Here is a 14,214-nt window from a genome sequence, read left to right on the forward strand (position 1 = left end):
GCATCGTATGAATCGGTGATGTGATCCCGTTCACCACCGTCCCTCTTGTCGCCTGCGGAAGGCCGTTCTATCGTCATGATGTATCGAGTCGATACATCAGCGCGAGATAAAGACGCTGAGAGGCACTGCGAGACCCGCGTGAGCGATCAGCGGACCGAGAGGAGGCGACGATGAGCCGACGTTCCGGCATCCTCGAGTTCGCCGTGCTCGGCCTGCTGCGCGAGTCCCCGATGCACGGCTATGAGCTGCGCAAACGACTCAACACGTCCCTGGGTGTGTTCCGCGCGTTCAGTTACGGAACCCTCTATCCCTGCCTCAAGACGCTGGTCGCCAACGGCTGGTTGATCGAGGAGCCGGGCAGCACCCACGAGGACGCCGCTCCGCTCGCCGGACGCCGAGCGAAGATCGTGTACCGATTGACGGCAGAAGGTAAGGAGCACTTCGAGCAGCTGCTCTCGCAGACCGGCCCCGACGCGTACGAGGACGAGCATTTCGCCGCACGCTTCGCCTTCTTCGGGCAGACGTCGCGCGATGTGCGCATGCGCGTACTGGAGGGCCGGCGCAGCCGCCTGGAGGAGCGCCTGGAGAAGATGCGCGCCTCCCTGGCGCGCACGCGGGAGCGCCTCGACGACTACACACTCGAGCTCCAGCGCCACGGGATGGAGTCCGTGGAGCGCGAAGTGCGCTGGCTGAACGAGCTCATCGAGAGCGAGCGGGCCGGGCGGGACCTGAAGGGTTCCGCGTCCGGGGAGTCCGCTCAGCAGGACACCACCACTGGATCGACGGGCGGCCTGCCCCGTCCCGGGGACACCCCCCGGACGGATACGCCCGGAGACACCGCCACGTGAGTCCCACACAGGGCCTCACTCGTACACACAGGGAGCAACCGGAATGGGTTCGGTTCGCGTAGCCGTCGTCGGCGTGGGCAACTGCGCGGCGTCGCTGGTGCAGGGAGTCGAGTACTACAAGGACGCCGACCCGGCGTCCAAGGTCCCCGGCCTGATGCACGTGCAGTTCGGTGACTACCACGTGCGCGACATCGAGTTCGTCGCCGCGTTCGACGTCGACGCCAAGAAGGTCGGCCTCGACCTCGCGGACGCGATCGGCGCCTCCGAGAACAACACCATCAAGATCTGCGACGTGCCCAGCACCGGTGTCACCGTGCAGCGCGGCCACACCCTCGACGGTCTCGGCAAGTACTACCGCCAGACGATCGAGGAGTCGGACGCCGAGCCGGTCGACGTCGTCCAGGTCCTGAAGGACAAGCAGGTCGACGTCCTGGTCTGCTACCTGCCGGTCGGCTCCGAGGACGCGGCGAAGTTCTACGCCCAGTGCGCCATCGACGCCAAGGTCGCCTTCGTCAACGCCCTCCCGGTCTTCATCGCCGGCACCAAGGAGTGGGCGGACAAGTTCACCGAGGCCGGTGTGCCGATCGTCGGTGACGACATCAAGTCCCAGGTCGGCGCCACCATCACGCACCGCGTCATGGCGAAGCTGTTCGAGGACCGCGGTGTCATCCTGGACCGCACGATGCAGCTGAACGTCGGCGGCAACATGGACTTCAAGAACATGCTCGAGCGCGAGCGCCTGGAGTCCAAGAAGATCTCCAAGACGCAGTCCGTCACCTCCCAGATCCCCGACCGGGACCTCGGCGAGAAGAACGTCCACATCGGCCCGTCCGACTACGTGGCCTGGCTGGACGACCGCAAGTGGGCCTACGTCCGCCTCGAGGGCCGTGCCTTCGGTGACGTCCCGCTGAACCTGGAGTACAAGCTCGAGGTCTGGGACTCCCCGAACTCCGCGGGTGTCATCATCGACGCCCTGCGCGCCGCGAAGATCGCCAAGGACCGCGGCATCGGCGGCCCGATCCTGTCGGCGTCCTCCTACTTCATGAAGTCCCCGCCGGTCCAGTACTTCGACGACGAGGCCCGCGAGAACGTCGAGAAGTTCATCCGCGGCGACGTCGAGCGCTAGCTCGACCAGGCGCGGTGCGCCGGCTCGACCAGGTACGGCGCGCCGCGTCGCCCGAGGCGATCGCTCGCCCGAGAACGCTCCTGCCAGGGCGGTGAAGGTCCCCGGGTTCCCTGACCCGGGGACCTTCCGCATGTGTGAGGCTGTGCCCCATGCCCGTCGTCCGTGACCTGCGCGTCCTGTTGCGCCTGCGGTACTTCCGACGCCTGCTCTCCATCCGCCTCCTGTCCCAGGGCGCCGACGGCGTCTACCAGGTAGCACTCGCCGCGTACGTCGTCTTCTCCCCGGAGAAACAGACCTCGGCCACCGCCATCGCCTCGGCGATGGCGGTCCTGCTGCTCCCCTATTCACTGGTCGGCCCGTTCGCGGGCGTCCTGCTGGACCGCTGGCGCCGCCGGCAGGTCTTCGTCCACGGCAATCTGCTGCGCGCCCTGCTGGCCGCTGCCACAGCCGTGCTGATGGTCAGCCAGGCCCCGGACTGGCTCTTCTACGTCTCGGCGCTGTGCGTCACGGCCGTCAACCGCTTCGTGCTCGCCGGCCTGTCCGCGTCTCTGCCCCGGGTGGTGGACGCCGAGCGTCTGGTGCTCGCCAACTCCCTGTCCCCGACGGCCGGAACACTCGCCGCGACCGCGGGCGGCGGTCTCGCCTTCGCGGTACGGCTCGTGGCGTCCGACTCCGACGCGGCGGTGGTACTCCTCGGCGCCTTCCTCTATCTGTGTGCCGGCCTGACATCCCTGACCATGCCTCCCACGCTCCTCGGTCCCGACCGGCAGCCGACACGGCCGCACATGGCCACCGCCCTCACCGAGACGGCGCGCGAGCTCAGGGCGGCCGTGCGTCATCTGGCCGCGCCGCAACGCGGGGAAGCCGCATGGGCGCTGACCTCGATGACGCTGATGCGCTTCTGCTACGGCGCGCTCCTCGTTCTGCTGCTGATGCTGTGCCGGTACGCCCTCTCCACGAGCCCCGAGGGCGGGCTCCGGCTGCTCGGGCTCGCGCTGGCCCTGTCGGGTGCGGGATTCTTCGCGGCCGCCGCGGTGACGCCGTGGGCGGCAGGACGACTCGGGCCCGGGCGCTGGATCGTGGTGTGCTCCGGCGCCGCCACCGTGCTGGAGCCGGCTCTCGGCCTCCCGTTCGCAACCGGGCCCCTCTTGGTCGCGGCCTTCGTCCTGGGGCTGATCACACAGGGCGCGAAGATCTCCACGGACACGATCGTCCAGGCCGCCGTCGACGACGGCTTCCGCGGCCGGATCTTCTCCGTGTACGACGTCCTGTTCAACGTGGCCTTCGTCGGAGCGGCCGGAGTGGCGGCCCTGATGCTGCCCCCGGACGGACGCTCGGCCACGCTGGTCGTCACCGTCGCCGCCATCTACGCGGCGGTTACTGCTTCTATGGCCCGCTTTGAACGCCGCTGAGTGTCACATCAAAGCCACAGAGTTGCCCTGAGCCACAGGGGTGTCAGTGGAGCCCGGTAACTTACGTGCGTCTTACGCGCCGCTTATCTGCGCTGCTCACCAACTCTCCTAGGGGGACACCAAAGTGACGACTCCGCCGCCCCAGGGCCAGAACCCATTCGCACAGGGCCAGCAGGCGTACGGCCAGCCCCCGGCTCCGTACCCTCCGCAGGGCGGCTACCCGCAGCAGCCGGGCCAGCCTGGCTTCCCCCAGCAGGGGGCGGCACCGTACGCGCCGGTGCCGCCTCAGCGGCCGAAGCGCAACGTCAAACTGTACGTGCGTATAGCCATCATCGTCGTCGGCCTTATCGCGGCGGCCGGCGGCTACCTCAACAGCCACAACGACGACACCCAGAAGCTGGCTGTCGGCGACTGCCTGACGAACAAGGGGACCGACAGCGACCCGAAGATCGAGCAGCTGGACTGCAGTGACTCGAAGGCGGACTACAAGGTGCTCAAGAAGGACGGCAGCACCAGTCTTGCTCAACTCGCCTGCCAGTCGGTCCAGGGTACGACCGCTGCCATCGAGTGGAAAGAAGGCAGCGACTCGTTCGTCCTCTGCCTGGGAGACAACAAGTAGCGCTTGAACGTGCCAAGGGGCGATGTTTCACGTGAAACATCGCCCCTTCGTTGCGTTCGGTCCGGCCGGTGTTTCACGTGAAACATTGCCGAGCCCGGCCCGGCAGAGATCAGTTCTGCTCGGCCCACCAGTCCTTGAGAGCCGCCACCGCCGCGTCGTACTCCATCGGACCGTTCTCCAGACGCAGCTCCAGCATGTGCTTGTACGCCTTGCCGACGACAGGACCCGGGCCGACCCCCAGGATCTCCATGATCTGGTTGCCGTCGAGGTCCGGGCGGATCGCGTCCAGCTCCTCCTGCTCCTGCAGTTGGGCGATACGCTCCTCCAGGCCGTCGTAGGCCCGGGACAGCGCGGCCGCCTTGCGCTTGTTGCGGGTGGTGCAGTCCGACCGGGTGAGCTTGTGCAGGCGGTCCAGCAGCGGGCCCGCGTCACGGACATAGCGGCGCACCGCCGAGTCCGTCCACTCCCCGGTGCCGTAGCCGTGGAAGCGCAGGTGAAGTTCGACCAGCCTTGAGACGTCCTTCACCAGCTCGTTGGAGTACTTCAAGGCGGTCATGCGCTTCTTGGTCATCTTGGCACCGACCACCTCGTGGTGGTGGAACGAGACCCGGCCGTCCTTCTCGAAGCGGCGCGTGCGCGGCTTGCCGATGTCGTGCAGCAGGGCGGCCAGCCGCAGCGTGAGGTCGGGACCCTCCTGCTCCAGCGCGATCGCCTGCTCCAGGACGATCAGCGTGTGGTCGTAGACATCCTTGTGCCGGTGGTGCTCGTCCCGCTCCAGGCGTAGCGCCGGCAGCTCGGGCAGCACATGGTCGGCGAGCCCGGTCTCGACGAGCAGGCCCAGGCCCTTACGCGGGTGCGCGGACAGGATCAGCTTGTTCAGCTCGTCCCGGACCCGCTCGGCCGACACGATCTCGATACGGCCGGCCATGTCCGTCATCGCGGTGACGACCTCGGGGGCGACCGCGAAGTCCAGCTGGGCGGCGAACCGGGCGGCACGCATCATCCGCAGCGGATCGTCCGAGAAGGACTCCTCGGGTGTGCCCGGCGTCCGCAGCACGCGCGCCGCGAGATCCTCCAGGCCTCCGTACGGGTCAATGAACTCCTTCTCCGGCAGCGCGACGGCCATCGCGTTGACCGTGAAGTCCCGGCGGACCAGATCCTCCTCGATGGAGTCGCCGTACGACACCTCGGGCTTGCGCGAGGTGCGGTCGTAGGCCTCCGACCGGTAAGTGGTGATCTCGATCTGAAACTGCCAGTCGGTGTCCCCGACACGGGCGGCTTTCTGCGCGCCGACGGTACCGAAGGCGATGCCGACCTCCCAGACGGCGTCCGCCCAGGGACGCACGATCTTCAGTACGTCCTCGGGGCGGGCGTCGGTCGTGAAGTCCAGGTCATTGCCGAGCCGGCCGAGCAGCGCGTCGCGTACCGATCCGCCGACCAAGGCGAGGGAGAACCCGGCCTCCTGGAATCGGCGGGCGAGATCGTCGGCGACGGGGGCCACCCGCAGCAGCTCGGCGACCGCGCGCTGCTGCGCCTGGCTCAGGGCAGAGGGAGTGTCTTCGTTGGGGTTCGGCACAACAGAACAGGGTACGTGCCCCGGCGACCAGGGGCGCCTCCATTTGGCCGAGGTGCGGCCGGCCGGCAGGCGCCGCGGACAGCTCCCTGCATACCCGTCGCAAGCACTGCCCTCACGGCGTACGGAAGCTCTCCGCTCGATACTGGATATAGAGGACGGGACGCCGCTGTTCTTCGATCTTGTGATGTAGACCGCGGCACTTCCCCTCAGCGCGCATCGTTACCATGCGTGGACGCACATTCCGACGACCACTGACGACGAGGGACGGGCGAGCGCGTGGCCGAGGCGGCTGAACTCCAGAGGACCAGTGCCTCATCTGCCCGCCGGTGGCTGCGACGCACCGGCGCGCTGCTCGCTGGTGCGCCGCTGCTGGCCGGGCTGCTCCAGCTGCCCGCGGCGGCGCCCGCCCAGGCCGCCTCCTCGGACAGGGTGTCCGTCTCCCTGGACTCACTGACCCCCAGCGCCCCCACGGACGGGGACACGGTGACCGTGACGGGCTCTGTGACCAACAACGGCAAGCAGAGCGTCACCGGCGCCCATGTGGGCCTGCGGGTGGGCCCCATGCTGGACACCCGCTCGGGGATCGACTCCGTCGCCCAGCATTCCGACGACCTGACGGGCGGAACCGGCTCCGAGGTCGGCGGCAAGTACGTGGAGAAGTTCGCCAAGCTGTCCCCGGGCGTCGCGGAGCAGTTCAGCATCTCCGTTCCCGTGGACAAGCTCGACCTCGGCAATGACGGCGTCTACGAGCTCGATGTCACCCTCTCCGGCCAGACCGCCGCCCAGCCCTGGGACCAGGTGCTCGGCATCCAGCGCACGTTCCTGCCGTGGCAGCCGTCCGAGGCCGACACCAAGACCAAGACGACGTACCTGTGGCCGCTGATCTCCACGGTCCACATGACGGCCAAGACCGGCGCCGGCGAGCTCCAGACGCCGGTGTTCCGCAACGACAATCTGGCCAAGGAACTCGCGCCGGGCGGCCGACTGGCCCAGATGGTGGACCTGGGCAAGGACCTGGACGTCACCTGGGTGATCGACCCGGACCTGCTGGCCTCGGTGGACGCGATGGCGACCGGCAACTACCGGCTGCCGGGCAACGGGGGCACCACCACGCCCGGCCCGAAGGACCACCAGGCGCTCGCCAAGCAGTGGCTGGCGAACCTGCAGGACGCGGTGGCGGGCAAGGAGGTCGTCGCGCTGCCCTTCGCCGACCCGGACCTGGCGTCCCTGGCTCACAACGGCACCAGCGTCACCGGCTCCCTCAGCCACCTCAAGGACGCGACCGACGTGGCCGCCACCACCGTCAAGACCGTGCTCCACGTCACACCGACCACCGACTTCGCCTGGCCGGTGGAGGGCGCCGTGGATCCGGCGATCATGAAGGTCGCGACCTCCGCCGGGGCCGACCACGTGATCGCCCGCAGCGACAGCCTCCAGGAGACCGCCGGGCTGCCGTACACGCCCTCCGCCGCCCGGCCGGTCGGCGGAGGCATCACAGCGGTGGTCTCCGACGCCCGGCTGTCCACGGCCTTCGAGGGCGATCTGACGAAGGCGGACTCGGCCACGCTCGCCGTGCAGGAGTTCCTGGCGCAGAGCCTCGAGGTGAACGCGCAGACGGACAAGCAGCGCAGCATCGTGATCGCCCCGCAGCGCATGCCCACCGCGGGCCAGGCCCAGGCAATGGCGGCGGCGCTGAAGGCGCTCGAGGGCGGGAACTGGTCGCAGTCCCAGGACCTCTCCGCAGCGGCCAAGGACAAGCCGGACCCGAACGCCACCACGCACATCCCGTCGGCATCCGCCTACCCCTCCTCGCTGCGCTCGCAGGAACTGCCGCGGACGGCCTTCGAGCAGATCGCGCGCACCCAGGACAAGCTCGACAGCTTCCAGGTGATCCTCTCCGACCAGTCCCGCGTCGTCACACCGTTCGGGCGGGCCATAAACCGTGAGATGTCCACGTCGTGGAACGGCAGCAGCTGGCACGCGCAGAACTACCGCGACGGCGTGGAAGGCTGGCTCGACGAGCTGGCCGACCAGGTCAAGCTGATCGACAAGTCGGAGACCAAGCTCTCCGGACGCAGCGCCACCATCCCGGTGACCGTCCAGAACAACCTCGTCCAGCCGGTCGGCCATCTGATTCTGCGCCTCACCTCGACCATGCCGACCCGTCTGAAGATCGGCGGCAAGGCCTACTCCGAGCAGCCGGTGGAGATCTCGGGTGGGCACAGCCAGTCCGTGAAGTTCACCACGTCGGCCAACGCCAACGGCCGGGTCACGGTGATCGCCCAGCTGTACACGGAGGACGGCCAGAAGTACGGCGACGCCGTCAGCTTCGATGTGAAGGTCACCGAGATCACGCCCACGGTGATGCTGGTCATCGGCGGCGGTGTACTTCTCCTCGTCCTCGCCGGTTTCCGGATGTACACCCAGCGCAAGCGCGCATCCGCCCGCCAGGCGGAGGAGGACGGCCCCGATGCGGAAGAGCGGGACGCCTACGAGCCCGGGAACCCCGAGGCCCCCGCAGACCGTCTCCCGGAGGACCCGGAGGATTCGGTCTCTCCGGCCGGGGCAGACGAGCGGAAGCACCCGAGTGACCCTGCGCCGGACACCGCACCGGAAAGCCCCGACCCGTCCGGGACGGGTGAGAGAGTGGACCGTTGAGCGATGTCGTGGCCGGTGGGCCAGGGACGATGAGGTGGGGTAAGCATGAACGCGCCGTACGACGGTGATCGCGGCCAGGGCGCGGCCGGCTCGGGCTACCCCGAGACACCGCCGGAGCCCGGCCAGGTACCGCCGCAGCCGGCGGCCGACATGTACCTCCAGGACGCCTACGACCAGGATCCCTACCGGGGAGACGACCTCGCCGCCCAGGATCCCGTCGCCGAGGCGCTCTACGACCGCGCCGCGCACCCACCGCCCGCTCAGGACGGCTACGGACAGCAGCCGCTCTACGGTCAGCCCGCCCAGTCTCCGTACGCGCCCGACCCGCGGGTGTGGGCGCAGACACCGGCGCCCGAGCCGGAGGGTGCCACCCCGCACCTGCCGTACGGCGACGACCCGCGCAAGACCCAGTACGTCGGTGTCGACGACCTGGTCACGCACTCCGGCGAGGAGTACCACGAGCCGGACGCCTTCGCGCATCTGTTCAAGGACCAGCAGCACAGCGGTGGGCACGCGCCCATGGATCCGCCCGGCTACGCGCGGCCGGCCGCCGCTCCGGGCACCGGGTACGGCCCCGCCGGCCAGTACCCTCCGGCACCCGGCCAGGGCCCCCAACAGGGCAACCCGTACGCCGAGGCGTCCTACCAGGCTGTCCCGGGCAACCCGGCGCAGCCGCCGGTGCCCGCCCCGGCCGCGGCGCCGGATCCCGCCGGCCCGTACCGGGACGCGGAACCCGAGCCGGCGACGGCTCCCGCTCCCTCCGCCGCGCCCGCGAAGAAGGGTGGCAAGGCCGCCGGGCTGCTGAAGTCCAGTGCCGTGATGGCGGCGGGCACGATGGTCTCCCGCCTCACCGGTTTCATCCGCTCGGCGCTGATCGTCTCGGCGCTCGGCCTCTACTTCCTCGGCGACTCCTTCCAGGTCGCCTACCAGCTGCCGACGATGATCTACATTCTCACCGTCGGCGGTGGTCTCAACTCCGTCTTCGTGCCGCAACTGGTGCGGGCGATGAAGGAGGACGACGACGGCGGCGAGGCCTTCGCCAACCGTCTGCTGACCCTGGTGATGGTGGCTCTGGCCGCGCTGACCGGTCTCGCGATGTTCGCGGCACCGCTGCTGGTGCGCATGCTGTCCAACTCGGTCGCCTCCAACCCCGCGGCCAACGACGTGGCGGTCACCTTCACCCGCTACTTCCTGCCCTCGATCTTCTTCATGGGCATCCATGTGGTGATGGGTCAGATCCTCAACGCCCGCGGGAAGTTCGGCGCGATGATGTGGACGCCGGTCCTGAACAACATCGTCATCATCGTGACGCTCGGCTTGTTCATCTGGGTCTACGGCACCGCCGCCCACTCCCACATGACCGTCACGAACATCCCGCCGGAGGGCCAGCGGCTGCTCGGCATCGGTGTGCTGCTCGGTCTGGTCGTCCAGGCCCTGGCGATGATCCCGTACCTGCGCGAGACGGGCTTCCGGATCCGGCTCCGGTTCGACTGGCGCGGCCACGGCCTCGGCAAGGCGGCGATGCTCGCCAAGTGGACGGTCCTGTTCGTCCTCGCCAACCAGGCCGGCGCCATGATCGTCACCCAGCTGTCCACGGCGGCCGCCAAGGACTCCGGCGTCGCCGGCACCGGGTTCGCCGCCTACGCCAACGCCCAGCTGATCTGGGGCCTGCCGCAGGCCATCATCACGGTGTCCCTCATGGCCGCCCTGCTGCCGCGCATCTCGCGCTCGGCCGCCGAGGGCGACGGCGGCGCGGTCCGCGACGACATCTCCCAGGGCCTGCGGACCACCGCGGTCGCCATCGTGCCGATCGCCTTCGGCTTCCTCGCGCTCGGCATCCCGATGTGCACGCTGATCTTCGGCTCCTCGGGCACCAGCGAGGCCACCAACATGGGCTACATGCTGATGGCCTTCGGCCTCGGCCTGATCCCGTATTCGGTGCAGTACGTCGTCCTGCGCGCCTTCTACGCGTACGAGGACACCCGCACGCCCTTCTACAACACCGTCATCGTCGCCGTCGTCAACGCGGGCGCCTCGGCCCTGTGCTACTTCCTGCTGCCCGCCCGCTGGGCGGTGGCCGGCATGGCGGCCGCGTACGGCCTGGCCTACGCGATCGGTGTGGGTGTCGCCTGGCGGCGGCTGCGCAAGCGGCTCGGCGGTGACCTGGACGGTGTCCGGGTGATGCGGACGTACGCGCGCCTGTGCATCGCCTCGGTGCCGGCGGCCCTGCTCAGCGGCGCGGCCTGCTACGGCATCGGGCGCACCCTCGGCCAGGGCGTCATCGGCTCCTTCGCCGCGCTGCTCGTCGGCGGGGCCGTTCTGCTCGGCATCTTCTTCGTCGCCGCCCGGCGGATGCGCATCGAGGAACTCAACTCGCTCGTGGGCATGGTCCGCGGGCGTCTGGGCCGCTGAGGCGGGGGTAGGCGCACAACCATCGACCGCCGCTGTGTGTCGTGCATAGCGGCGGACTGTGGGCACAATTGGTTTCGGCGTCGGACAGCGCGCAACGGATGGGGAGGCAGGGACGACGGTGGCGGAACGGAGCACGGCTGCCGTCGACGTGGCAGACAACAGCGGCGACCAGCCGCTGACCGCCAAGGCGGACCAGTCCACGGCCGACGGGGTGGCCAAGAACCCGGAGCGGGACACGGACAGCGACGAGGCACAGGGGAGCGGCAACGAGGGTTCCGGACAGAAGGCCTCGCCTCCCGAACTGCACAGCGGTCACAAGCTCGCCAGACGCTACCGACTGGAGGAGTGCGTCACCCGTCTGGACGGATTCAGCAGCTGGCGTGCGGTCGACGAGAAGCTCCGTCGTGCCGTCGGCGTCCACATCCTGCCCGCGGAGCACGTACGGGCCCGTTCCGTCCTTGCCGCCGCCCGTTCCTCCGCGCTGCTCGGCGACCCCCGTTTCGTGCAGGTCCTCGACGCCGTCGAGGAGAACGACCTCGTGTACGTCGTGCACGAGTGGCTGCCCGACGCCACCGAGCTGACCACGCTGGTCGCGGCCGGCCCGCTGGAGCCGCACGACGCCTACCAGATGGTCAGTCAGGTCGCCTCCGCCATGGCCGCAGCGCACCGCGAAGGCCTCGCCCATCTCCGGCTCAATCCCAACGCCGTCCTGCGCGCCTCGACCGGCCAGTGGCGCATCCGGGGCCTCGCCGTGAACGCCGCGCTGCGCGGCATCAGCTCCGACACCCCGCAACGCACCGACACCGAGGCGATCGGCGCCCTGCTGTACGCGGCGCTGACCCAGCGCTGGCCGTACGAGAGCGACGCGTACGGCCTGTCCGGGCTACCCAAGGGCGTCGGCCTCATCGCGCCGGACCAGGTACGGGCCGGTGTTCACCGGGGCCTGTCCGAACTGGCCATGCGCGCACTCGCCAACGACGGGGCCACCGCCTCCCGTCACGAGGCCCCGTGCACCACGCCGGAGGAGCTGGTGAAGGCGATCGGCGAGATGCCCCGCATCCGCCCGCCGGAGCCGGCCTTCACGGCCCCGCCGGAGTACCAGCGCACGACCTACCAGCAGGGCACGTACGGCCGTCCCGCGCCGCGCCCCGGCGCCACCCAGCCGATCGCGACCCCGCCGCCCCCGCTGCAGAGCCGTACCGGCAAGGTGCTGAAGTGGACGGTGTCCGCCCTCCTCATCGCCGCCCTCGGTCTGGGCAGCTGGCAGTTGGCGGACGCACTGATGGACAAGGCGGGCAAGTCCGAAGACACCAACAAGAGCCAGACGACGGACGACGGGGACAAGGGGTCGAAGACTTCGGCTTCGGGCAAGCCCATCGCCATCCAGAAGGCACGCGACTTCGACCCGTTCAGCGCAGACCACTCCGAGAAGCCCGAAGATGTAGGAAAGGTCTACGACAACAGTCCTTCCACCTACTGGCAGACGGACTTCTACCTCAGCCCCAAGTTCGGAAACCTGAAGCCAGGCGTCGGGGTCATCCTCGACCTGGGCCAGGTCCAACAGGTCGGAAAGGCAACCGTCACCTTCCTAGGGGAGACCTCGGTCGAGCTCCGTGCCGCGAGTGCTGACGCCGGATCGGAACCGACATCGTTCGACGCCTACAGCAAGGCTGCCAGCGGCTCGGGCACGACGGTGACACTCAAGCCCGACAAGCCCCTCAAGACCCGGTACCTCCTGGTGTGGCTGACTGAGCTGCCCTCGGACGGGGCGGGCCACTGGCGGGGCAGAGTGGCAGACGTCAAGGTGACCAGCTGAGGTCTCCACTCGGGAGGGGCAGATGGCGGAGGGCGCCGGATACGACCGGGTGAGCGACAAGGATCTCCTCGCCCGTCATGTGGAAGGCGATCCCGATGCCTTCGGTGAGATCGTGCGGCGGCATCGGGATCGGCTGTGGGCGGTCGCACTGCGGACGCTGGGGGACCGTGAGGAGGCCGCCGATGCGGTCCAGGACGCACTGGTGTCGGCCTACCGGGCTGCGCATACCTTTCGAGGGCAGTCGGCGGTCACGACCTGGCTGCACCGGATCACGGTGAACGCCTGCCTGGACCGCGCCCGCAAGGCAGCCTCGCGGAAGACCGCGCCGGTCGACGACACCGAGCGGCTCGAGCAGCTCCTGGAGCCGCACGAGTCGGCCTCGGCTCCGGCCGAGAGGAACGACGTCCAGCGCCAGCTCTTCGAAGCGCTCGGCACCCTTCCGCACGACCAGAGGGCCGCGCTGGTCCTCGTGGACATGCAGGGGTATCCCGTGGCCGAGGCCGCACAGATCCTGGACGTGCCGACGGGCACGGTGAAAAGCCGGTGCGCCCGGGGCAGAGCCCGGCTGCTGCCTCTGCTCACTCATCTACGGCCCGAAGGTTCCGGAAGCGGAAAGGAACCCGGCGGGGGACGGAACCGGGTGGAGGGGACATCCGTCCCACCGGCAACGGGGGCTCCGAACGGAAGCCCCGAGGACGCGGGACCGAGCGATTCAGCCGTAGTGAAGGGCGGAGGTGGGCGAGCGTGAGTTCCACGACAGACACGGCCGGGCACCCGGACGTCGCGGAGATCTCCGACCTCACCGAAGGCCTGCTGGCTCCGGATCGCAGCGCGGACATACGGCGTCATCTGGAGACGTGTGAGCTGTGTGCGGACGTCCATACCTCGCTGGAGGAGATCCGGGGGCTGCTGGGATCCCTATCAAAAGCGGAGCGAATGCCGGCCGATGTGGCCGAGCATATTGATGCCGCACTCGCCGCTGAGGCACTGCTCAGCCCGTCCACCCTGGAACCGCCGAGCGCGCAGGTCTCCAGGGAGACCGAGCCGGGGCATGGGGACGACCAGGGTCATGTTTCACGTGAAACATCGCTCCCCTCGGATCGGCCCGCCGGCCGTCCTCAGGCGGCGACCGGTCCGGGACGCAGGGGGCGTGAGCGGGGCTGGCGCCGACGGCGTGTGGTCCTGGGAACCGTCCTGACCGCGGCCGTCCTGGGGGTGGGGTCATTGGTGCTGCAGTCGCTCGGCGATCACTCCTCAGACACCACGGCCCACGGAAAGCCGACGCCTTCCGTCGGTCCCTTTTCCGGCGCGAGTGTCCAGAGCCAGGTGAAGGATCTGCTCACCAACAAGAAGAACTCCCCTTTGGGCCAGCGACCTCGATCGGGCCTCGAGTCCGAGCACAACACCCCTCACTCGACCGAGAGCGCTAACACCCTGATCCAGACCGATGTCGCCGTCCCCGACTGCGTCCGGGCCGCGCTCCACCGGGGCGACGACGTCCTGGGCGCCAAGACCGGAACGTACGACGGGAAGTCCGCCTATCTGGTCGTGGTGCCCGATGCCGCCGACAGCGCACGCGTCACGGTCTACATCGTCGACGCGGCCTGTATCCGGCAACAGCCCGGCTCCACCGGCACGGTTCTTCTGAAGCAATCCTTCGCCCGCCCCTGAGTCTGCTCGACAGTCTGCTCGACAGTCTGCTCGACCGCTCCTTCCGTGGCTCGACGCACGCGTGTGCCCCGGCACA

10 protein-coding genes are annotated in these 14,214 nt (G+C 69.2%); 9 read left to right on the top strand and 1 reads right to left on the bottom strand.

From position 1 onward, the window contains the following. The first annotated feature begins 170 nt into the window (after window positions 1–170). The 4 genes from ACWCQS_RS15515 (at window position 171) to ACWCQS_RS15530 (ending at window position 4,005) form a co-directional block, all read left to right on the top strand. Window positions 171–848, top strand: a complete 678-nt coding sequence (locus ACWCQS_RS15515; protein ID WP_388622756.1) for a PadR family transcriptional regulator — start codon at window positions 171–173, stop codon at window positions 846–848. A 43-nt stretch (window positions 849–891) separates the two neighbouring features. Continuing rightward, a complete protein-coding gene (locus ACWCQS_RS15520) occupies window positions 892–1,974 on the top strand; it encodes an inositol-3-phosphate synthase (protein ID WP_451004898.1) in 1,083 nt (360 codons plus the stop codon). A 149-nt stretch (window positions 1,975–2,123) separates the two neighbouring features. Continuing rightward, the gene (locus tag ACWCQS_RS15525) at window positions 2,124–3,386 is read left to right on the top strand and encodes an MFS transporter (RefSeq protein ID WP_451004899.1); all 1,263 of its coding nucleotides are present in this window, start codon (window positions 2,124–2,126) and stop codon (window positions 3,384–3,386) included. 124 nt (window positions 3,387–3,510) lie between these two features. Next, a complete protein-coding gene (locus tag ACWCQS_RS15530) occupies window positions 3,511–4,005 on the top strand; it encodes an LppU/SCO3897 family protein (RefSeq protein WP_451004900.1) in 495 nt (164 codons plus the stop codon). A 109-nt stretch (window positions 4,006–4,114) separates the two neighbouring features. Here the strand turns inward: ACWCQS_RS15530 and ACWCQS_RS15535 are convergent, their stop codons facing one another. Then, window positions 4,115–5,581, bottom strand: coding sequence for a CCA tRNA nucleotidyltransferase (locus ACWCQS_RS15535; protein ID WP_388622768.1), 1,467 nt, complete (start codon window positions 5,579–5,581; stop codon window positions 4,115–4,117). A 276-nt stretch (window positions 5,582–5,857) separates the two neighbouring features. Between ACWCQS_RS15535 and ACWCQS_RS15540 the strand changes: the two genes are divergently transcribed. From ACWCQS_RS15540 to ACWCQS_RS15560, 5 genes are all read left to right on the top strand, one after another. Further along, complete coding sequence (locus tag ACWCQS_RS15540) at window positions 5,858–8,239, top strand: DUF6049 family protein (RefSeq protein ID WP_451004901.1); 2,382 nt, start codon at window positions 5,858–5,860, stop codon at window positions 8,237–8,239. Window positions 8,240–8,284: 45 nt separating this feature from the next. Beyond that, window positions 8,285–10,651: a murein biosynthesis integral membrane protein MurJ gene (murJ, locus tag ACWCQS_RS15545; protein ID WP_451004902.1), complete on the top strand. Its 2,367-nt coding sequence runs from the start codon at window positions 8,285–8,287 to the stop codon at window positions 10,649–10,651. 118 nt (window positions 10,652–10,769) lie between these two features. Further along, a complete protein-coding gene (locus ACWCQS_RS15550) occupies window positions 10,770–12,467 on the top strand; it encodes a protein kinase family protein (RefSeq protein WP_451004903.1) in 1,698 nt (565 codons plus the stop codon). A 22-nt stretch (window positions 12,468–12,489) separates the two neighbouring features. Further along, on the top strand, window positions 12,490–13,215 hold the full coding sequence (sigM, locus tag ACWCQS_RS15555) for an RNA polymerase sigma factor SigM (protein WP_451004904.1): 726 nt from the start codon (window positions 12,490–12,492) through the stop codon (window positions 13,213–13,215). After that, a complete protein-coding gene (locus ACWCQS_RS15560) occupies window positions 13,212–14,138 on the top strand; it encodes a hypothetical protein (RefSeq protein ID WP_451004905.1) in 927 nt (308 codons plus the stop codon). Before sigM ends, ACWCQS_RS15560 begins: the two co-directional genes overlap by 4 nt. Window positions 14,139–14,214: the final 76 nt, after the last annotated feature.

This window comes from Streptomyces sp. NPDC002076 (assembly GCF_053593835.1).